The 19,444-nt window shown below is 68.1% G+C and carries 22 protein-coding genes and 1 pseudogene; 6 read left to right on the top strand and 17 right to left on the bottom strand.

What is annotated here, in order from left to right:
* Together HWX00_RS35570 and HWX00_RS35565 are read right to left on the bottom strand one after the other, a co-directional pair.
* Positions 1-101: SDR family NAD(P)-dependent oxidoreductase (locus tag HWX00_RS35570; protein ID WP_143155811.1), on the bottom strand; the 101-nt coding region annotated here is incomplete at its 3' end.
* A gap of 52 nt (positions 102-153) precedes the next feature.
* Entirely contained in the window at positions 154-894 is a 741-nt protein-coding gene (locus HWX00_RS35565; RefSeq protein WP_034189773.1) for an acetoacetate decarboxylase, read from the bottom strand.
* Positions 895-1,326: 432 nt separating this feature from the next.
* On the opposite strand from HWX00_RS35565, the gene HWX00_RS35560 reads away from it, so the two are divergent.
* Positions 1,327-1,908, top strand: a complete 582-nt coding sequence (locus tag HWX00_RS35560; RefSeq protein ID WP_049030290.1) for an undecaprenyl-diphosphatase — start codon at positions 1,327-1,329, stop codon at positions 1,906-1,908.
* 26 nt (positions 1,909-1,934) lie between these two features.
* On the opposite strand, the gene HWX00_RS35555 is transcribed toward HWX00_RS35560, so the two are convergent.
* The gene (locus HWX00_RS35555) at positions 1,935-2,159 is read right to left on the bottom strand and encodes a hypothetical protein (RefSeq protein WP_034189771.1); all 225 of its coding nucleotides are present in this window, start codon (positions 2,157-2,159) and stop codon (positions 1,935-1,937) included.
* Between the two features lie 167 nt (positions 2,160-2,326).
* Positions 2,327-3,063 (bottom strand): annotated as a pseudogene (locus HWX00_RS35550) (siderophore-interacting protein).
* Here HWX00_RS35550 and HWX00_RS37520 point away from each other — a divergent pair.
* Positions 2,986-3,171: a hypothetical protein gene (locus HWX00_RS37520; protein WP_244131214.1), complete on the top strand. Its 186-nt coding sequence runs from the start codon at positions 2,986-2,988 to the stop codon at positions 3,169-3,171. The pseudogene HWX00_RS35550 and the gene HWX00_RS37520 overlap by 78 nt on opposite strands.
* A gap of 14 nt (positions 3,172-3,185) precedes the next feature.
* Here HWX00_RS37520 and HWX00_RS35545 read toward each other — a convergent pair whose 3' ends face one another.
* A complete protein-coding gene (locus HWX00_RS35545) occupies positions 3,186-3,896 on the bottom strand; it encodes a PadR family transcriptional regulator (RefSeq protein ID WP_034189770.1) in 711 nt (236 codons plus the stop codon).
* A 267-nt stretch (positions 3,897-4,163) separates the two neighbouring features.
* Here HWX00_RS35545 and HWX00_RS35540 point away from each other — a divergent pair, with 267 nt between their 5' ends.
* Both HWX00_RS35540 and HWX00_RS35535 read left to right on the top strand, forming a co-directional pair.
* Complete coding sequence (locus tag HWX00_RS35540) at positions 4,164-4,367, top strand: hypothetical protein (RefSeq protein ID WP_034189769.1); 204 nt, start codon at positions 4,164-4,166, stop codon at positions 4,365-4,367.
* 13 nt (positions 4,368-4,380) lie between these two features.
* Positions 4,381-4,869, top strand: a complete 489-nt coding sequence (locus tag HWX00_RS35535; RefSeq protein WP_175028886.1) for a hypothetical protein — start codon at positions 4,381-4,383, stop codon at positions 4,867-4,869.
* A 48-nt stretch (positions 4,870-4,917) separates the two neighbouring features.
* On the opposite strand, the gene HWX00_RS35530 is transcribed toward HWX00_RS35535, so the two are convergent.
* The 6 genes from HWX00_RS35530 to HWX00_RS35505 form a co-directional block, all read right to left on the bottom strand.
* Positions 4,918-5,457, bottom strand: a complete 540-nt coding sequence (locus tag HWX00_RS35530) for a cytochrome b (protein WP_034189768.1) — start codon at positions 5,455-5,457, stop codon at positions 4,918-4,920.
* A gap of 182 nt (positions 5,458-5,639) precedes the next feature.
* Positions 5,640-6,731, bottom strand: a complete 1,092-nt coding sequence (locus tag HWX00_RS35525) for a porin (RefSeq protein WP_175028887.1) — start codon at positions 6,729-6,731, stop codon at positions 5,640-5,642.
* A 177-nt stretch (positions 6,732-6,908) separates the two neighbouring features.
* Complete coding sequence (locus tag HWX00_RS35520; RefSeq protein ID WP_175028888.1) at positions 6,909-7,631, bottom strand: SDR family NAD(P)-dependent oxidoreductase; 723 nt, start codon at positions 7,629-7,631, stop codon at positions 6,909-6,911.
* Positions 7,609-8,730, bottom strand: a complete 1,122-nt coding sequence (locus HWX00_RS35515; protein WP_059556393.1) for a 2,3-butanediol dehydrogenase — start codon at positions 8,728-8,730, stop codon at positions 7,609-7,611. Before HWX00_RS35515 ends, HWX00_RS35520 begins: the two co-directional genes overlap by 23 nt.
* Before the next feature lies 1 nt (position 8,731).
* The gene (locus tag HWX00_RS35510) at positions 8,732-10,036 is read right to left on the bottom strand and encodes an MFS transporter (protein WP_175028889.1); all 1,305 of its coding nucleotides are present in this window, start codon (positions 10,034-10,036) and stop codon (positions 8,732-8,734) included.
* Positions 10,037-10,054: 18 nt separating this feature from the next.
* Positions 10,055-10,588 (bottom strand): 2,4'-dihydroxyacetophenone dioxygenase family protein, encoded by a 534-nt coding sequence (locus HWX00_RS35505; RefSeq protein ID WP_034189763.1) that lies wholly within the window; start codon positions 10,586-10,588, stop codon positions 10,055-10,057.
* 176 nt (positions 10,589-10,764) lie between these two features.
* Between HWX00_RS35505 and HWX00_RS35500 the strand changes: the two genes are divergently transcribed.
* Positions 10,765-11,745, top strand: a complete 981-nt coding sequence (locus HWX00_RS35500; protein WP_034189762.1) for a helix-turn-helix domain-containing protein — start codon at positions 10,765-10,767, stop codon at positions 11,743-11,745.
* An 86-nt stretch (positions 11,746-11,831) separates the two neighbouring features.
* Here the strand turns inward: HWX00_RS35500 and HWX00_RS35495 are convergent, their stop codons facing one another.
* The 5 genes from HWX00_RS35495 to HWX00_RS35475 form a co-directional block, all read right to left on the bottom strand.
* Positions 11,832-13,397 carry a GMC family oxidoreductase gene (locus tag HWX00_RS35495; protein ID WP_175028890.1) on the bottom strand — a complete coding sequence of 522 codons (1,566 nt, stop codon included), beginning with the start codon at positions 13,395-13,397 and terminating at the stop codon, positions 11,832-11,834.
* 151 nt (positions 13,398-13,548) lie between these two features.
* A complete protein-coding gene (locus HWX00_RS35490) occupies positions 13,549-14,517 on the bottom strand; it encodes a helix-turn-helix domain-containing protein (protein WP_034189760.1) in 969 nt (322 codons plus the stop codon).
* A gap of 203 nt (positions 14,518-14,720) precedes the next feature.
* Positions 14,721-15,509: a hypothetical protein gene (locus HWX00_RS35485; protein ID WP_175028891.1), complete on the bottom strand. Its 789-nt coding sequence runs from the start codon at positions 15,507-15,509 to the stop codon at positions 14,721-14,723.
* A 182-nt stretch (positions 15,510-15,691) separates the two neighbouring features.
* A complete protein-coding gene (locus HWX00_RS35480; protein ID WP_175028892.1) occupies positions 15,692-16,639 on the bottom strand; it encodes an aldo/keto reductase in 948 nt (315 codons plus the stop codon).
* Between the two features lie 343 nt (positions 16,640-16,982).
* Positions 16,983-17,603, bottom strand: a complete 621-nt coding sequence (locus tag HWX00_RS35475) for a LysE/ArgO family amino acid transporter (protein WP_175028893.1) — start codon at positions 17,601-17,603, stop codon at positions 16,983-16,985.
* 110 nt (positions 17,604-17,713) lie between these two features.
* Between HWX00_RS35475 and HWX00_RS35470 the strand changes: the two genes are divergently transcribed.
* A complete protein-coding gene (locus HWX00_RS35470; RefSeq protein WP_175028894.1) occupies positions 17,714-18,607 on the top strand; it encodes a LysR family transcriptional regulator ArgP in 894 nt (297 codons plus the stop codon).
* A 48-nt stretch (positions 18,608-18,655) separates the two neighbouring features.
* Here the strand turns inward: HWX00_RS35470 and fnr are convergent, their stop codons facing one another.
* Positions 18,656-19,402 (bottom strand): fumarate/nitrate reduction transcriptional regulator Fnr, encoded by a 747-nt coding sequence (gene fnr, locus HWX00_RS35465; RefSeq protein ID WP_034189756.1) that lies wholly within the window; start codon positions 19,400-19,402, stop codon positions 18,656-18,658.
* Positions 19,403-19,444: the final 42 nt, after the last annotated feature.

The raw sequence follows: 19,444 nt of genomic DNA, 5'->3' as shown, positions 1-19,444 counted from the left end.
GCGACGGCCGCGCCCGCCTTGGCGAGCTCGAGGGCGATTTCCTTGCCGATGCCGCTCGCGGCGCCCGTGACGACTGCGGTCTTGCCATTCAGGTTGCTCATGTTCGAATTCCCGTGATGAAAGGTTTGACAGGGAGAAAGGACTGCGGACGTGTTACTTGGCCAGGTAATCGTAGACGACTTCGCCGAGGCCCAGCGTCAAATCGGCGACCAGGTGCCGGGCCTCGACGATTTCGAGCACGGGCAGGTCGGCCACGGGCGCAAGCGCATGCGGCGCCAGTTCGAGCGACGCGGGGCCCGTCCACGCGCCCTTCATCTTGATGTCCTGCATGTAATAGCGCACGAGTTCGCAGACGCGCGCGGTGCCGTCGACGTGCGGGATGATCTTCAGCAGGAAATTGGGGCCGGCGAGCCGCTTCGTCTGCTCGTCGATGTCGAGTTCCTTGTGCTTGTAGCCCATCGTGCCGGTGGCGACGCGCACCTTGCCGTAGTCGAGCGTGCCGAGGATGTGATCGGTGTTCACGTGCAGCGTGGGCGACGCGAGCTTCTTCGGGAAGCCCCACAGCTCGCGGCCGCCGGCGATCGGCGGGTGATCGTCGAGATACATCGCGAGCGTATAGCCGCCCGGCTGGCCGTTGTATTCGACGGGGATGACTTGGCCGCTTTCGGTGTAGTCGCCGAAACCGGTCGAATCGGCCATGCGAATGAATTCGTAATGCACGAGCGGCTCGGTAACCTGCAGCGGCTCGGGGACAATTTCACGGAGACGGTCCGGATCGGTGCGATACGTGATGATCAGAAACTCACGATCGACGAAACGGTACGGACCCATCGGGAAGGCAGGGCTGGTCAACGGCATCGCAAACGCTTTCGATCGGACATCGCTGGCTTTCATGCGGACTCCTTGTTGTTGATCGCTTCGTGGATGAGTGCTCGTAATCGTATGCCTGTGCGTTGCCGTTGTGCGATGCCGCATCTGGAATTAATTGTTGCCGATTTCGAATGATTTGCGGCGTAAATATTGAGATGAACGATACCAACGGCGGGGAAGGCGCCCGGCGGTCCGATGGTCGCACGCGCCGATGACACCACGATGTGAAAAAGGTGAGCCTTTTCGGGAGGCGGGGTGAGCCTTTGCGGGAGACGGTCGCGCGGGAATATGACAATTGTGTGAACTTGTGTTGCGGTGCATGCTCTAAGTGCGTTCGCCGCGGCGGCCTTCGCCCCGGCGGCGAACGCATTAAGCATCGCTTAAGCGGGCGCGCCCTAGCATCGTTCGTATCAGGCCGGGCAACCGGTCGTTTTTTTGCCCCACGCAACCGGATTCATGCAGAACCTCAATCTCACCCTCTTTTCCGCCCTCAACGCCGGGGTTGCGCCGCAGCCGGGCGTCGCCCGCCTCGCGATCTTCGCTGCCGACTGGCTGGTCTATGTGCTGCCGGCGATGCTGCTGCTCACCTGGATCTTCGGCGCGCGCCCGACACGACGCCAGGCGATCGAAGCCGGCGTCGGCGTGTGCGTGGCGCTCGTGCTCGCGCAAGTGATCGGGCATGTCTGGTTCTCGCCGCGCCCGTTCATGGCCGGCGTCGGCACGCAACTGATTCCGCACGCGCCGGACAGCTCGTTTCCGAGCGATCACATGACGTTTGCGTGGAGCATGGCGGTCGGTCTGATGCTCGGCGGCACGACCCGCGTCACCGGGTTCGTGATGGTCGCGCTGGCCGTGGTGATTGCATGGGGGCGCGTGTATGCGGGTGTGCACTGGCCGTTCGACATGGCAGGCGGCGTGCTGGTCGGTACGGCCGGCGCGCTGGCCGCGCACCTGTGCGGGCAACGCGCGATCGCGCTGCTCGAACGGATCGGCGATTCGGTACACGCGGTCGTGATGGGGCGCCGGCACGCGCCCTGAATGAACGGAAATCGGGCAGGACGGCGTCAGCCGGGTGTCTTGGCCGAATCGGCCGACGCGGACGGGCCGCCGCCCGCATCGTGCAGTTCGGACGTATCGGTCGGGTGCTGAGCGGCATCGCGCTCGAGGGCGCTTTCCTTCAGGATCGCGCACATCGCGACGAACAGCGCGAGCACTACCGCGGCGAGGCCGCAATAGCCGACGATCTTCAGGTGGCGAAGGAAAGGCGAAGCGTGGCTTTCTTTTGTCATGACCGGGCGCTCCTGGGCGGGCTGCGGCGGCTGTCGCCTGACAGCGGCGTCGCAGATACAGATATATACCAGCCGCGATACCGGTGCCAAGCCCGCTGGTGCGCGGACGCCACGATTGTGTCATCCGCCGGTCGACCGGGTGCCCGTTTACCGGGTACCCGCCCCCGTCAGTCTTCCAGCGTTTCGTGCACGGCCGCCGCGCCGCGCTTCCAGTAGGCCGCCGCGCGGATGCGCGACTTGTCGACGCCGCGCTCGCCGGTCAGGTGCTGGCGGACTGCCCGCATCGACAGCGCTTCGCCGGCCGCCCACACGTAGCCGTCGCCGGACGACGGCAACGGCAGGTCGCGGACGGCATCCAACAGCGCATCGCCGTCCGCCGCGTCGGCTTCGGCGCGGAAGCGCCAGACTTCATGCACGTCGGCGCGCGTGTCGAACGAGATTTGCGCGGCACGATCGGCGACTTCCAGCACGACAGCCGCACGCGCACCGGCCGGCAATTCCTCGAGACGCCGCGCGACGGCCGGCAGCGCCGTATCGTCGCCGATCAGCAGATGCCAGTCGAAACCGGTCGGGATGACGAACGAACCGCGCGGGCCGCCGATGCCGAGCCATTGGCCGACACGTGCCTGCGCGGCCCATTGCGACGCGGGGCCCGGATGGTTCAGCACGAATTCCAGATCGAGCTCGCGGGCGGCGCGATCGAAGCGGCGCGGCGTGAAGTCGCGCGCGACCGGCTTCGGTTCGCCTTCCGGAAACTCGGGGCCGTTCGCGCCGAGCGTTGGCATCGCGGGCCGTTCCGCACCGGGCGGGGGAAAAACACCTTCACGTGATCGTCGAACGACGCGGACTCGAAATCCGCGAGATCGGGGCCGCCGAGCGTGACGCGCAGCAGGTGCGGCGTCACGGCACGCACGCGCAGGACCTGCAGCAGGCGGAACTTGAGGGTATGGCGCACGCGGGTCACGGTGCGTTCGGATGTGTTCTGCATCAATCCGTTCTCCTTGAGGTTTGACGGGGCGGCGCGGATCACGCGCCGGAGCCGCCTTCGATTTCGGCCGTCGCACGGCGCATGATGGCCGCGATGCGGCGTTGTTCGTCGGCGTCGGCTGCGCTCTTGTGCAGCAGCGCCCGCTTGAGCGCGAGGCGCGCCTCGACGAACTCCGGCAGCCAGCCGGCCTGCGATTCGTCCGGTGCTTCGTTGCCCGCCGATTCCCCGGCGAACGCGCGGCGCATGAATTCCATCTTGCGTGCGAGGTGCGTGAGGCGAGCGAACAGCGTGTCGACGCGTTCGCGCTGCGCATCGAGATGCGCGCGGCCGGCGTCGGTCAGCGCATAGCGCTTGCGGTTGCCTTCCGCCTGCGATGCGACGAAGCCGACTTCTTCCAGATACGTGAGCGCCGGATACACCATGCCGGGGCTCGGGCTGTAGAAACCGTTGGAACGCGTGTCGAGCGCCTTGATCAGCTCGTAGCCGTGGCTCGGCTGTTCGGCGACCAGCGCGAGCAGCAGCAACTGGAGATCGTCGGAGCTGAACTGGCGGCCGCGCGGCATACCGTCGTCGCCGAAATCGCCAAAGCCGCCGCGCCCGCCCCGGCCGCCGAACGGGCCGCCACCGAACATGTCGTGGCCGCGGCGGTGGCGGCCGATCGCGTACCAGAGACCGGCGAACCAGTCGGGGCGGGCATGCGCACCATGACCGTCGCAACGGTCATGGCCGCGGAAGTGATTGTGTCGCATGATCCTGTCCTATATATCGAAAAACATATCTAAAGATATATATCGAAAGATAGGGCGTCAAGGGGATTTATTTGGGGTTGGATTGGGTCGGTGAGGGGGACGCCGTGCATCGCGCGATGACCTCCCGCACCGTCGCCCATGTCAACAATGGTCAATTCCGATGCCGGTGTGTTGTGGTCCGTGCACTCAGTGGCGACAATCGGCGCGCTCGCCCGGACGAGCGCGCTTGAGAAGCGGCTCTCGCTTTCCGCGCCCTGGAAAATTCGAATGACGTTCATCCTGCCGCACAATCCACGCCAAGACCGGCGTCAACGCGCCGACGCGCTGCTGCTCGAGGCGGCCGCGGATGACGCATTCGTCCGCGAATCGTTGCGTATCGTCGCCGAGGCCAGGCAGCGCATCGAGGATTCGCGCGTGTTGACTACCGGTGCGGCGCCGCGTGACATGCACGACGGCGCCGATGTCTCGTAAGAGGTCGCCGACCATGGGATCGAAAGCCGCGAACCGTACGTGGCAGGTCGCGCTGGCGCTGGTTGCGCTGGCGGGCGTCGCATGGTTCGCGCTCGGCATGCGCATCCACTTCGGCTACTACGCCGACGACAGGCAGGCCGCGCTTCGGGCGGAAGCGTTGGTCGTGCAGCGCTTCAACGCGCAGGCGTTCGACGCGATCTACGACGACGCGGCCGACGCGATGCGCGCGACCGTATCACGCGCGCAGGCCGTCGACGCGATGCGTGCGATGCTGAAAGCGTACGGGACCATCGTCGAAGACAACGAAGGCGCGACGACCTGCTTTCCCGATCAGGTCCGCATGGTGCGCTGGCTGAGGTCGTCGAACGGGACCGACCTGACGCAGGTGAGCCTGTGGTCGACGCCGGGCGGCGATGCCAAGCTGGTGATGATGCGGATTTCGCCGGGGCGCGTGAGCGTCGATCCCGAGATCGTCCACCGGAATCGCTGCGGTGCGCGGTGAGCGGCAGCCGAACGACGCGCCGCGGGCCGGCGCGTGTGCCCGTTTCCTTCAGATGCCCATCCGCTCCGCCACCCCGTCGCGATCCACGAACTTGTGCTTCATCGCGGCGCCGACGTGCAGGGCCAGCAGCAGGCCGAGCGTCAGCACCAGCGCGCGATGCAGCGTATCGGTCAGGAGTCGCAACGGTTCGTCGCGGCCGACGAGCATCGGCAGGTCCGTGATGCCGAAGAAGCTGACCGCGTGCGCACCGGCGAGGCGGTGCACGTAGCCGGTCAGCGGCACGAGAAGCAGCAGCAGGTACAGCACGCCGTGCAACGCACCGGCGATCCGCGCCTGCCAGGCCGGGACGTTGTCCGGCAGCGGCGGCGGGGTGTGCGTCGCGCGCCAGGCGAGGCGCGGCACGGTCAGCATGAAGATCAGGCTGCCGATCGACGCGTGATAGAACAGGATGCCGTTGAACTGCGGCGAGTTGTGCGGAAACGTATCCATGTAGAGCCCGATCGAGAGGTTCAACAGGATCAGGATCGCGATCGACCCGTGCATGGCGATCGCGAAGCGTGCGTAGGCGGCGTGGTTGGGCTGTGACATGAGCGGTCTCGCAGATTCGGGTAGGGTGCCGCGCACCCGCGCGTCCGGCGCAGCGAACGGCGTGGCGACACCCGATGTACCGGGACCGGGCCGGATTTATTCCCGATGCATGCGTCGCTTGCCGTTGCACCGTATTTTCACGGCAGACGGAAGGGGCAGCTTCCCCCCTCCAGCCCCCGCTGTCAGAACCGCGTACTGAACCCGATCCGCGCGATCGACTGCTGGGCGCCGCTCGATGCGCCGTCCGCATCCATCACGCCGTTGATCTGCGCGTTGCTGCCGTGGCCGGTGCGCTGATGCACGCCGGCGACATACACCATCGTGCGCTTCGACAGCCAGTACTGGACGGCGGCCAGGAATTGATGCGCATGCGCGTTGTCGAGCGTGTCGTTGCCCTTCATGTAGGTATAGCTCGCGCCGACGACCCAGGCGGGCGACGGGTGCCATGCGGCACCGGCTTCCGCCGACCATGCGCCCGCGCCGTTCTGCGCGTTGTGCACGGTCGTGAAGAGCGCCTTCCCCGTGACCGTGCCGACCGTGTAATGCAGGCCCGCGCCCCAGTTGCGCACGCTGGTGGGCGGCAGTCCGCCGACGGCGCCGTATTTCTGGTTCGTATAGGCCGCGCCCGCGCCGAACGGGCCGTTGTCGTAGCTCGCACCGACGCTGACCGTGTTGTTCGCGCCGATCGACCCCGCGACGTTCCCGAAGCCGTACAGCGCACCGAAGGTCAGGCCCGACAGCGACGGGCTCGTGTACTTGACCGAATTCGCGACGCGATTGCTGCCCGCGACGCGGTCCCAGTCGAACGCGCCCGTCGGGTTGTTCGGCAGCGCGAGCTTGTCGAACGGTCCGTTGCGGAAGCCGTACAGGCCGACGAGATCCTGCGCGATCTCGTTGCCGCTGGCGGCCAGCGAATCGACCATGAACTCGTACTGGTTGCCCAGCGTCAGCGTGCCGTACCGGTCGTTCTGCAGCCCGACGTAGGCGGTGCGCGCGAACAGCCCGCCGCCGATGATCGAGCCGTTGCCGAGCGAATACTGGTTCACGAGCCGGAAGATCGCGCGCGTGCCCGCACCGAGATCCTCCTTGCCCTCGAAGCCGAGCAGGTTCGGAAAGAAGATGTTGTCGTCGAATTTCGCGGCGCCGTGGCCGCCTTGATTGCTGACATAGCTGATGCCGGCGTCCATCAGCCCGAACATCGTCACGCTGCTCTGTGCAAACGCCGCAGCCGGAAGCGTGCAGGCCGCGAGTGCCAGTAAGGTCTTTTTCGTCATCTCCAATGTGCTCCTCACATGTTTCCGATCGGATCGGATATTTTTTGATCGGACTACTGATTGATATGAACAAACCCGAACCGGGAGAATCCCGGTTCGGCGGCAACGGAAGAGAGCCGGCCGCGCGACGGGTATCGGCGGGTTTCGCGAATCCGCCGATGTCCCGCGCGCCGAGCGCTAGACCGTCGAGTACCCGCCGTCCACCGGCACGACCGCGCCGGTCACGAACGACGCGCCGGGCGAGCAGAGGAACAGGATCACTTCCGCGACCTCGTCGGCCGTGCCCCAGCGCCCGAGCGGCGTGCGCTCGAGGATGCGGCGCGACGCCTGCGCGTCGGCCTTCAGGCCGGTACTGAGCGGCGTGTCGATCCAGCCGGGCGCGACCGCGTTCACGCGGATGCCGCGATCGGCCCACGCCTGCGCGAGCGAGCGCGTGAGCTGCGCGATGCCGCCCTTGCTCGCGCTGTACGCGGGCCGGTCCTTGCTGCCGAAGTACGTGTACATCGACGCGATATTGACGATGCTGCCGCCGTGTGCCGACAGCGCCGGCCGGGCGGCGTCGGACGCGCGCATCACCGACGTCAGGTTCACGTTCAGCACGAGCTCGAACTGGTCCATCCGGTATTCGTCCGCGTGCCGGCTGATGCCGACGCCGTTGACGAGCACGTCGAGCCGCGGCAGCGCCGCGATCGTACGCGTGAGCGCATCGCTGTCGGTCACGTCGAGCGCCACGCAGCGGATGCCCGCATGCACGGGCGCATGCGGGCCGGCGGCGTCGAGCCCGAGTGCGACGACCGACGCGCCGGCTTGCGCGAACCGCAACGCGGTGCGCGCGCCGATGCCCGACGTGCCGCCCGTCACGACGACGGACTGGCCTTCAAACGCCCACTGACGACTCATGCTCGGCACTCCCGGTGAGATGGGCGCGACGGGCGGGCCGTTGCGCGGGTGAAACGAGAATCTTGATCTGCGTGCGGTCGGCGAGCAGCGCATCGAAGCCGTCGGCGACGGCGTCCTCGAGCGACACCGTGCGCGTGACGATCGACGTGAGATCGAGCGCGCCCGACGCGACGATGCGCAGCAGGTCTTCGTACGCGTGTCGGTAACCGACGCTCGCGGTGAACGTCAGCTCGTCGTTGACCGCGCGGAACGCGTCGAAGCCCGCATGCGGCATCAGGCCGACCATCACGAGGCGGCCGCCCTTGCGTAGCGCCTGCATCGCCGACTCGAACGTGGCCGGCAGCCCGGCCGCCTCGAAACTCGCATCGACGCCGAGCCCGCCTGTCGCCGTGCGGATTGCATCCTGCAACGTGCCGGCGTCGAGCGCACGCGCGTCGAACGCATGCGTCGCGCCCACGCGCGTGGCGGCCGCGAGCCGCTCGGGCGACACGTCGACAGCCACGATCGTCGTCGCACCCTGCAGCTTCGCGAGCATGATCAGCAGCAGGCCGATCGGTCCGAGCCCGAACACCGCGCAGGTCTCGCCGAGCCGCAGTGCGCCGCGCCGCAGCGCATGCAGCGCGACGGCGGCCGGCTCCATCACCGCGGCCTGCTCGAGGCTCACGCCGTCGGGCAGGCGATGCAGCATGTAGGCCGGCACGACCGCGAAGTCGGCCATCCCGCCGTCGCCCATCAGCCCGGCGAAGCCCATCGACACGCACAGGTTGTACGACCCGGCGCGACAGTACGCGCACTGGCTGCAGCGGTACTCGGGCTCGACCGCGACGCGGTCGCCCGCGCGCAGCGCCGTCACGCCTTCGCCGACTTCGACGACGGTGCCGCAGAACTCGTGGCCGAGCGTCAGCGGCGCGGTGCGGCGCGACAGCGGGTGCGGCGCGTCGACGGGAATCGCGTGGGGGCCGTCCGCATATTCGTGCAGGTCACTGCCGCAGATCCCGCAATACGCGATCGCGATGCGTACGTCGCCGGGGCCGACGCGCGGCGTGTCGATGTCGACGAGACGGACGTCGCGCGGGCCATGCCATTGGAGTGCCCGCATGTCAGCGTCCTCCGAGGTTTGGCGTGTCGAGGCGGCTGGCGGCGGCACCGGCGAGCGCGCGCTTGCGCAGCACGGCCGGCGCGGTTTCGACGAGGCCGAACGACAGCACGCACGCGAGGATCGCGCCGGTCGCCGACGTCCACATCGCGAACTGCAGGCCATACCTGTCCGCGGCAAAGCCTGCGACAGTGGGCGCGACGAAGCCGCCGATCAGCTCTCCGGCGCCCATGATCAGCCCGAGCGCGCTGGCGATCGCGCGCGGCGGCACCGTTTCGGCCGGGATCGTCGCCATGAACAGCGTGAAGCAGCCGAGGCCCGTATAGGTGACGAACACGAGCGCACCGAGCGCCCAGACCGACCCGACATGGATCATCACCAGCGGGCACACGGCCGCGATCAGCGCGAACACGATCATCGTCGGCTTGCGGCCGATCCGGTCGGAGATCGCCGGCACCGCGAAGCCCCAGAACACCCACGCGGCGCCGAGGCAGGTCATCACGATGCCCATGTCGGACGGCGACAGGTGGCGGCTTTCCACGAGGAAGACGGGCGCGAACGAGATGATCACGACGAACCACGTGAGGAAGAAGCAGCTGATCAGCACGCAGAGCAGGATGTTGCGTTCCTTCAGCAGCGCCCAGCGGTTGATCGCCGCGCCGCTCGCGGCCGGCGCGCCGGTGCCGTCGGCCTGCACGTGCCGCGCGCCGCCGGGCGGCACTTCGCGCACCCAGCGCCAGATGCAGAACGCGATCAGGAAGCCCGGGATGCACGACACGTAGAACGCCTCGCGCCAGCCGTACGCGGTGGCGATGCCGATCACGACCGGCGGGCCGATCATCGCGCCGAGCAGGCCGGCGGCCGAACCCTGCAGCAGGCCCATGTTCAAGCCGCGGCGGCTCGGCGTCGAGCTTTCGACCATCAGCGATTGCGACAGCGGCAGCACGGGGCCTTCCGCAATGCCCATCAGCGCGCGGAACGCGATCAGGCTCGCGAAGCCGCCGACGAGCCCGGAGAGTGCCGAGCACACGGAAAAGCCGAGCACGGCGGCGATCAGCAGCGGCTTGCGCGTGCCGCGCGCATCGGACCATGCGCCGGTCGCGGCGCCCGACAGCGCCCACGTGAGCGCCAGTGCGGACGACACCATGCCGAGCTGCGTGTTCGTCAGGTGCAGCTCGGCCGACATGAACGGGAACAGGAACGACAGCGCGAGGCGGTCGAAGAAGACGAAGCCGAACGTCATGAACAGGATCAGCAGCAGCCTGTTCTCGTACGTCCAGGGGGACCGGGAGGAAGACGGGGATGTCATGGGGCGCCTCGTCGTGCGTCAGCGGAACAGCTTCTCGATCGCTTGCGCGCCGAGGCCGACCTTCTCGTAATGCGCCTTGCACATCGCGATGTACGAATGCACGTCGAAGTAGCCGTCGGGGTTGCCTTCGTCGTCGAGCCAGATCAGCGGCCCCTTGACGATGAAGAACGCGCGCATCGGCTCGGGGTGATCGAACGCGACGAGCGTGTGGCCTTCGCCGGGCGTTTCGTACACGAAGTCGCCCTTCGTCGCGGTCCATTCGTGTTCCAGGTAGCCCCATTTGCCGGACAGCGTGTACGCGAACACCTCGTGCGGGTGATAGTGCCGGTTCACGAGCCCGGCTTCCTTGGCCATCAGGATGTCGCACCATTTGTTCTGCGACGGCGAGATCCACAGCGGCCGGGACGAAACCGTTTCGGTGAACGGAACGTAATAGCGTTCGTCGTCGGTGGCCGCGTTCGGGATGTACGCTTCGGGCAGCGCATCGGGCTTGAACGGATTGGCAATCGCCGGAATGTTTTGCCAGAATTCGGATACGGCTTGGTCGACCACGGTTTGTCTCCTTCTATGGGTTGTCGTGGGCTCGACTTTAGCCAGCCGGTGCGCGCCGCTCTTGACTGGGCTGGACGAATTGCTTGACCGCGCCGGACATTGCATCGCACCAAAATCCAGACGAACCATCCCCCAATCCGTGCCGCTCCGCGCGGCGGGCGCCCGCAGGAGGCGACGTGACGAATTCGACCGTTTTTTCACGCACGCGAGGCTCGACGGCCGACGTGCCGGCGCGCGACAGGATGGCGTACTGGGATGCGTTCAATGCGGCGACGCTGGTCGGGCTGCGCTGCTCGTCGCTGTCGCCGGCCGGGCTCGAGGTCGAGAAGACCGATATCGCGCTGCCGGGCCTCGGCATCGCCGACATCAGCGGTCAGGATCACGTGATCGAGCGCAGCCCCGCGCTGGTGCGCCAGCTGCCGAAGGAATCGCTGTTCGCGTGCCAGATCCTGAGCGGGCGCGCGTATTTCATCCAGCGCGACCGGTGCCTGCTCGCGGAAGCCGGCGATGTCGTCGTCTACGACACGCGCGTGCCCTATCTGTTCGGATTCCTGACGCCGATGCGGCAGCTGCTGATCGACATGCCGGTCACGTCGTTCGACGAGCGGCTCGACGCGGAGCTGGCCGCGCTGCCGCTGCGGATCGCGCCAAAACCGGGCGCGGGCGCGATGCTCGGCGCGACGTTGCGCGCGAGCGTCGAGCGTTTCATGAAGGATCCGGTGGCGCACGATGCCGCGCGGTTCGTCGAGCATACGCGCACGCTGATCGCGGAACTCATCGACACGGAAGTCAACGGCGCGGGCGCGTCGCGTGCGTCGCTGTCGTACCTGCTGACCGCGAAGCAGTACATCGCGACGCATCTCGGCGAGCCGGAACTCGGGCCACAGGCCGTCGCGGACGCGGTCGGGCTGTCGCTGCGGCATCTGGGCCGGCTCTTCGCGGCCGAAGGCGAGTCGATCACGCAGCACATCTGGTCGGAGCGGCTGTCGCACGCGCATCGCGAGCTGACCGACGCGCGGCTGCGCAAGACGAGCATCGGCGAGATCGCGTTTCGCTGGGGGTTTTCGAGCCAGGCGCACTTCAGCCGCGCGATCCGCGAGCGCTACGGCGCGTCGCCGATGGCGCTGCGCGATGCGGCGCGTGCGGCCGGGGGCTGAGGCCCGGCTTTCGCAGGTTCGGCGGCGCGTGGGTCACGCGCCGCTTTTGCTTTCGGCGCGGTGCCGCATGCCGCACGCGCGCCGCGTCACTCCGCCAGCATGAACTCGGCGCAGCGCTCCGCGATCATGATCGTCGGCGCGTTCGTGTTGCCGGACACGATGCGCGGCATCACCGAGGCATCGCAGATCCGCAATCCGTCGACGCCCCGCACGTTGAGGTGCGGCGTGACGACCGCCTCGTCGTCGTTCCCCATGCGGCACGTGCCGGCCGGGTGATAGACGGTTTTCGCGCGGCGCCGCACGTAATCGGCGAGCGTCGCGTCGCTCAACGTCTCGGCTTCGCGGACGATGCGCGAGAGCGACGGTGCGCGGATGATCCGCCGCGCGAGCGCGACACCGCGCACGAGGCCGTCGACATCGGCCGGATCCGACAGCGCACCGCTGTCGAACAGGATCGGCGCGGCCGGATCGTTGCCGCGCAGTTGCACGGAGCCGCGCGAGCGCGGCCTGAGCAGGCACGGGTTGATCGACAGTCCGTGGCCGGGCAGCGGCGCGCGGTCGACGTCGCCGACGAGCGTCGGCAGCACGTGGAACTGGATGTCCGGGCGGCCGCCGCCCGTCGTATCGACGAACGCGCCCGATTCGACCACGTTCGACGTCAGCAGGCCCGTGCGGCACAGCATCCACTGCAGCCCGTGCCGCAGCGCCTTCAGCCCGCGATCCTCGCCGAGCAGGCTGACCGGCGCGTGGCTGCGGCCGTAGATCGACACCTCGAGATGATCCTGATAGTTCGCGCCGACGTCACGGCTGTCGTGCAGCACGTCGATGCCGTGCGCGCGCAGGTGCGCGCCGGGCCCGATGCCCGACAGCATCAGCAGCTTCGGCGTGCTCAGCGCGCCGGCCGCGAGCACGACGTCGGCGCGTGCGGCGGCCGCGCCCGTTGCGCCGCCTTCGGTGCGCCATTCGACGCCGGCGGCACGCCGCCCGTCGAACCGGATGCGCGTCACGCGGCAGCCGGTCAGCACGCGCAGGTTCGGATGGCCGAGCGCCTCGGCGAGATAGGTGGCCGCGGTGCTGCCGCGCTGCCCGTCGAAGATCGTCGTGTGATAGAAGCCGACGCCGTGCTGCGCGGCGCCGTTGAAGTCGTCGTTGTACGCGATGCCGGTTTCCTGCGCCGCCTTCACGAACGCGAGGCTCAGCGGATGCCGGAAGCGCGTGTCGCCGACTTTCAACGGCCCGTCGGTGCCGTGGAACGGCTCGGACAGCCGCAGGTGCGATTCGGCGCGCTTGAACACGGGCAGCACGTCGTCCCAGCTCCAGCCCGTGCAGCCGAGCGCGGCCCAGTCGTCGTAGTCGTCGCGCGTGCCGCGCACGTACAGCATTGCGTTGACCGAACTGCCGCCGCCGAGCGTGCGGCCCTGCGGCACATAGGTCTTGCGGCCGGCCGCGCCGGGCTGCGGCTCGCTCTCGAACGTGACCGTGCGCCGTGTGCCGAGCACGCGGATGAACGTCGCCGGAATCCGGATGAACAGGCTGTCGTCCTTCGGGCCGTCCTCGAGCAGCAGTACGCGCCTGCCGGCCGTCACCAGCCGATGCGCGACCGTACAGCCGGCCGAACCGCCGCCGACGACGATGTGGTCGTACGTCTCCATCCCGCTTCTTCTCCTTGTTGTCGGGCGGCGGAACGCGTGCCGCCGCGCAGGAAGCCAGCTTAGCGAACGGGTTGCGGCCCCATTTGACCGGGACGGCCGCCGTGCTTGCCTCGCCCGGACACGGCGGCGGGTGGCGGCGCGCGAACGGGCGCTAGCGGGCGTCGGCGGGTGCGCGCGACGCGCTCGGCGTCTCGCCGAATCGCGCGCGGTAGCTGCGGCTGAAGTGCGCGCTGTTATTGAAGCCCCAGCGGAACGCGATTTCGCTGACCGTCAGGTGCTTCAGCGACCGGTCGCGCAGGTCGGCACGGCACCGTTCGAGCCGCCGCGCGAGGATGTAGCGCGTGAGCGGCATCCCTTCGATCTCGAACACGCGCGCAAGCTGGCGCGGCGACAGGTTGATCGCACGGCTCACCGATTGGCTGTCGAGATCGTCGTCGGCGAGATGGCTGTCGATGAAGGCCTTCGCGCGCGACAGCGTGTGGACGGTCGACTTGGTCGGCGACGTGTCGCCGTCGCGTAGCCGCAGCATCGACTGCACGAGATCGAGGAGCGCGGCGGCGCGCCGTTCGCGCGCGTCGGGCGTCGGCTCGTGCGGCGCGGCGAGCAGCCCGACCACCTGCCGCACGGCCCACGACGTCACGCCGTCGTCGCGATCGATCTTGACGAGGCTGCGGTAGCGCCACGGGCCGACGCGCGCTTCGAACACGTCGCGCGGCACGTCGAGCACGGTCATCGCCATGTCGGCCGGAAAGCCGTGACCGTACGGCATCGACGTGTCGTACAGCACGAGGTCGCCGGGCGCGTGCTGCATGCAGTCGACGTCCTGGAACGTATAGCCCTGCCCCGCGTGCATCAGGCAGATGAAGATGGCGTCGCGCTGATCCGTGTGGATGTTGTGCGGCGTGCGCACGACCGCATGCCGGTTCGCGACGATGTCGCATGCGCGGAACAGCCCGAGATCGCGCGTGCGCATCGACGCATCGATGCCTTCGGACGACTTTCCGCTGCATTCGATCCGCACGAGCGTGCGCGCGACATGGTCGACCCAGAAGTCGACGCGCTCGGCGCCGCGTACGGCGCGCGTCGAGACCGTGGCGATCTCCGTGCTGGTATCCGGCATGACGTTCTCCCAATGACCGCCCGAGCGGCGCAGTCTCGGGCACGTCGAACGGCGCGGTCAATCCGTGAAAGACCCGGGGCCGGCGCGTCACGCGCTTGCAGCGGGGCGCGGCGGGCGGTTGCGCGATCGATGTCCGGCCGAGTCAACGGAAGCGGCCGTACGAGTCAAGACACGGCCGTGATTTTCGGGCAGCCGGCGCGGGCTCACTTCGACGAAGACGAGGGCAGCCCGAGCGGCACGTCCCGCTCGTCACCCATCTTGCCGCCGCGGAACGCGACGCTCACGTAGCCGGCACGCCGTGCGTCGGTGACGTTCGCGTAGATCGACGTCATCAGCATCCCCGCGTCGCAGCCGAGCGCGATCGTGCGGTCGACGCGGCCGGTCGCGACGTTCACGGCGCGCAGCGACCGCATCGCGATGCCGCACGTGTCGGACAGCGCATAAACACCGACCAGCATGTGCGTCCTGGTGCGATACCACATGGGGATATCGACCACGCCGTCGAGCTGGAGATGATCCTGGTCGTTGTCGTTCAGCCGTCCGACTTCGTTCAGCGTGATCGGGAAGGTGTGGCGGCCGTCGTCCCACGTGCCGGTCACCGTTTTGCCGGCGAGGTTCAGCGCGATCGGGCAAGGCTTCGGCCGCGTGGGCGACGCGGCCGGCACGACCGGCGAGTCGGCCGTCGACGCGGGCTGCGATGCTTCGCACAGCGTCATGTGGCCGTCGGGCGTGCGCCGACCCTGCAACGGGATCGGCTTGCGGTGCGCGTCGTAGTAATAACTGCCGTCGACGCGCCAGCGGCCTGCGTCGTTGCGGTTGATGGCGTCGTAGGTCTGCAGCGATACGTGAACGGGTGCGTGGCCGATCGTGCCCGTGTAGTTCGCGATTTCGTACCAGCCGGCGACGGACAGGGCCGGCGCGCAGCCGAGCAGCGCGGCGATCGCCGCGGCGAGCGGGCGGGAGAATCGGGCGCGGCGCGGGATGCGGGTCATCGGCGGTCCGGGTGCGTGGGATGGGTTCGGGCGCGAGGGATGCGCGCCATTGTATCCATCCGTGATTCCGCGATTGTCCGTGTCCGCGCGGACGGTGATACCGGCGTACATATGTCACAGGCCGGCCGTGCAACCGCGCGAATCGCGCGACTTCTCCGGCCGGCCTGCTGCCGCCACGGGTCTCAGGGCGCGCTGGCCTCGTCGATCTGGCGGATATCGTCCTGATCGAGTTGCAGGCGGATCGCCTCGCCGAGCAGGTCGAGCTGCGCGAGCGACGTCGCGCTGGCGATCGGCGCGGTGATCGTCGGCCGCGCGATCTGCCACGCGAGCGCGATCGCGGCCGGCTGCGTGTGGTGCTTCGCCGACACGGCGTCGAGTGCCGCGAGGATGCGCAGGCCGCGTTCGTTCAGATAGCCGGCGACACGATCCCCGCGCACGCTCTTCTTCAGGTCGGCCTCGCTGCGGTACTTGCCCGACAGGAAGCCGCTCGCGAGCGCGTAGTAGTTGACGACGCCGAGCTTCAGGTCGCGCACGACCGGCTCGAGATCGCGTTCGTAGCCGGCGCGGTCGATCAGGTTGTACTCGGGCTGGATCACCTGGTATGCGGGCAGCCCGTCGCGCTGGCTGATCGCGGCGGCTTCGCGCAGGCGCGCGCCGCTGTAGTTCGACGCGCCGATGATGCGCACCTTGCCGGCGTCGATCAGCGTCTGATACGCGCCGAGCGTCTCCTCGAGCGGGGCCGTATCGGCGAGATCGCGATGCGAGAAATACAGGTCGATATGGTCGGTCTGCAGGCGGCCGAGCGAATCGTCGACGGCTTTCAGGATGTTGTCCTTCGTCAGCCCCGCGCGCGCGGCCAGCAGGCCGACCTTGGTGGCGATCACGACCTGCTCGCGCTTGCCGGAGCGCTTGAGCCACTTGCCGATGATGGTTTCCGATTCGCCGCCGCTGTTGCCGGGGACCCAGGCCGAATAGACGTCGGCCGTGTCGATGAAGTTGATGCCGGTGTCGGCGAGCGCGTCGAGCAGCGAAAACGACGTGCTTTCGTCGACGGTCCAGCCGAAGACGTTGCCGCCGAACGCGAGCGGCGAAACCTGGATGGTCGATGTGCCGAGGGTGCGGTATGCCATGTTCCTCTCCGATAACTGCGGGTGACGGGATTGAACTGCGGATGGGGCGATACGAATGCGGCGGGACGGCGGCGTGCGCGATGCGGTTCCGCCGTTGTCGCGGGACACCGGACATTCTCGCCGATCGCTCCGGTTCGTGCAGCCGGTGCGTCGCCGCGATGATGGATGGCTCGCGGCAGATGGCGGATGCGCCGTCCGTTACGTGAGCGTTTCGTGCGGCTGCGTTCGATCGGGAGCGAATTTTTTACGGCGGCGTGTGCGACGAGGAGGCAGGCTGCGCGGGCGGGGTGCCGGCGCGGTGGGAAAGACGGGCGGCAGTCGGCCGCCCGTCCGGGGGGAGCCGTCAGCGCAACTGCACCGCCGCGAGAAACAGCACCATGCTGCCGATCGCGCCGTCCAGCACGCGCCACGCAACGGCCTTGCGGAACCACGGCGCCAGCAGGCGCGCGCCGTAGCCGAGCCCGAGGAACCACACGACGCTGACCGTCATCGCGCCGATCGCGAACGCGAGCCGTGCGCCTTCCGGTTCGCGTGCGCTGGCCGTGCCGATCAGCAGGAACGTGTCGAGATACACGTGCGGGTTGAGCCACGTGAACGCGAGCGTCATCAGCACGATCGCGAGCCCGCCCTGCGACGGCGGCGCGACCGCGTCGCCGCGCACGTCGAGCGTGGCGTAGCCCGGCTTGAACGCGCGGCGCAGCGCGTTGATGCCGAACCAGGCGAGATACGCGAGCCCGACATACAGCACCGCATGGACGAAGGCCGGATAGCGTTCGACGAGCACCGATGCGCCGCCGACGCCCGCGCCGATCAGGATCATGTCGGACAGCGCGCACAGCAGCACGATCTTGCCGACGTGCGCGCGCATGATGCCCTGGCGGAGGACGAACGCGTTCTGCGCGCCGATGGTGACGATGAGCGATCCGCACAGGGCGGCGCCGTGGGAAAAAGCGAGCCAGTTCATGATGATGGGCAGCGGGATGGGCAGTAGACGAATGAATCGGGTAGCGCTAGTCTGCGGTCAGCATGAAGATAAGAGAAGCTAATTCACCTAATGCGGATTAAGGAAATCTAATGCTCGACTACGCGTTGCTCGATGCCCTCGCGGCCGTGATCCGGCATGGTTCGTTCGAACGGGCGGCCAAGGAGCTGAATGTCACGCCGTCGGCCGTGTCGCAGCGCGTGAAGCTGCTGGAGGAGCGCGTCGGCAGCGTGCTCGTCAAGCGCGGGCAGCCGTGCGTCGCGACGACGTCGGGCGCGCTGCTGTGCCGGCATACCGAACGCGTGCAGTTGCTCGAGGCCGAACTGGGCGGCCGGATGCCGGCGCTGCCGGGCCAGATCGCGAGTGCGTGGCCGACGCTGCGCGTGGCCGTCAACGACGACAGCGTCGCGACGTGGTTCATCGATGCGGTCGGGCCGTTCTGCACCGAGCGCGAGACGTTGCTCGACCTCGTGATCGACGACCAGGATTACACGGCGTCGCGCATTCGCGACGGCAGCGTGCAGGGCGCCGTGACCGCGCAGGCCGAGCCGATCCAGGGATGCCGGTCGGAACGGCTCGGCCGCATCCGTTATCGCGCGGTGTGCTCGCCGGCGTTTTACGACCGCTATTTCAACGCGGGCATCACGCGCGACGCGCTGCGCCGCGCGCCGTGCGTGATGTTCAATCCGAAGGACGGGCTGCAGGCGCGTTTCATCCGGCGCGTGACACGCGCGGATCTCGATCCGCCGCAGCACTGGATACCGCACGTGGCAGGCTATCTGCGCGCATGCGAAACGGGATTGGGATGGGGGATGTGCCCGGACCGGATGGTCGATCGCCAGCTGGCGGCGGGTGAGCTCGTGGACATGTCGCGCGGGCGCACCGTCGACATCGATCTCTACTGGCAGAGCTGGCGCCTGTCGATCGGCTGGCTCGACGATTTCAGCGCGGCGCTGAAGACGCGCGCCGCGCTGTTTCTCGATTGATTCGGCAGGCGATGCCGGCGGCGCGCGAGCCGTGCGCGCCGAGCGGGATCAGACGTGCTGCAGGCCGTCGAAGTCGACGATCTGCACGTGGCGGCCCTGCATTTCGATCAAGCCGCGCTTCTGGAACTTCGACAGCGTGCGGCTGACCGTTTCGAGCGTCATGCCGAGATAGCTGCCGATGTCTTCGCGCGTCATCCGCAGGTTGAATTCCGACGGCGAGTAGCCGCGCTTCAGGTAGCGCGACGACACGTCGAGCAGGAAGGCGGCGACGCGCTCTTCCGCATTCAGCGAACCGAGCAGCATCGTTTGCGACGTTTCGCGCACGATCTGTTCGCTCATCAGCTTGTGCATGCGCAGCTGCATCGAGCCGGCTTCCGAGCACAGTGCCTTGAGCGCGCTGTACGGGATCACGCAGACGGAGCTGTCTTCCAGCGCGACCGCGGTACGCGGGTGGGTATCGTCGCAGATGCCGTCGAGGCCGAGCGCTTCACCGGCGAGATGCAGGCCCGTGACCTGTTCGCGGCCGTCGTGGCGGGTCGCGACGGTTTTCAGCGAACCCGAGCGCACCGCGTACAGGTTGTCGAATGCGTCGCCTTCGCGGAACAGCGCTTCGCCGCGCTTGACGGGGCGTGCCGCGCAGATGACCGACTCGAGGCGGCTGAGTGCTTCGGGTGCCAGGCCCTGCGGCATGCACAGGTGCCGCATTGCGCACGACGAGCAGTGCGCGGCCTGGCGAGGCGCCCAGCTACCGGTGTGCGGCGTGGCGGCGGGACGTGTGGCGACGGGCGTCAGCATGATCGTTTACTCCGGCGTTGGATCGACGGAATCATTGTCCCA

Origin of the sequence: Burkholderia seminalis DSM 23518 (assembly GCF_902832885.1) — a bacterium.
Classification (GTDB): Bacteria; Pseudomonadota; Gammaproteobacteria; order Burkholderiales; family Burkholderiaceae; genus Burkholderia; species Burkholderia seminalis.
This window is presented reverse-complemented; position numbering and strand designations above follow the sequence as displayed.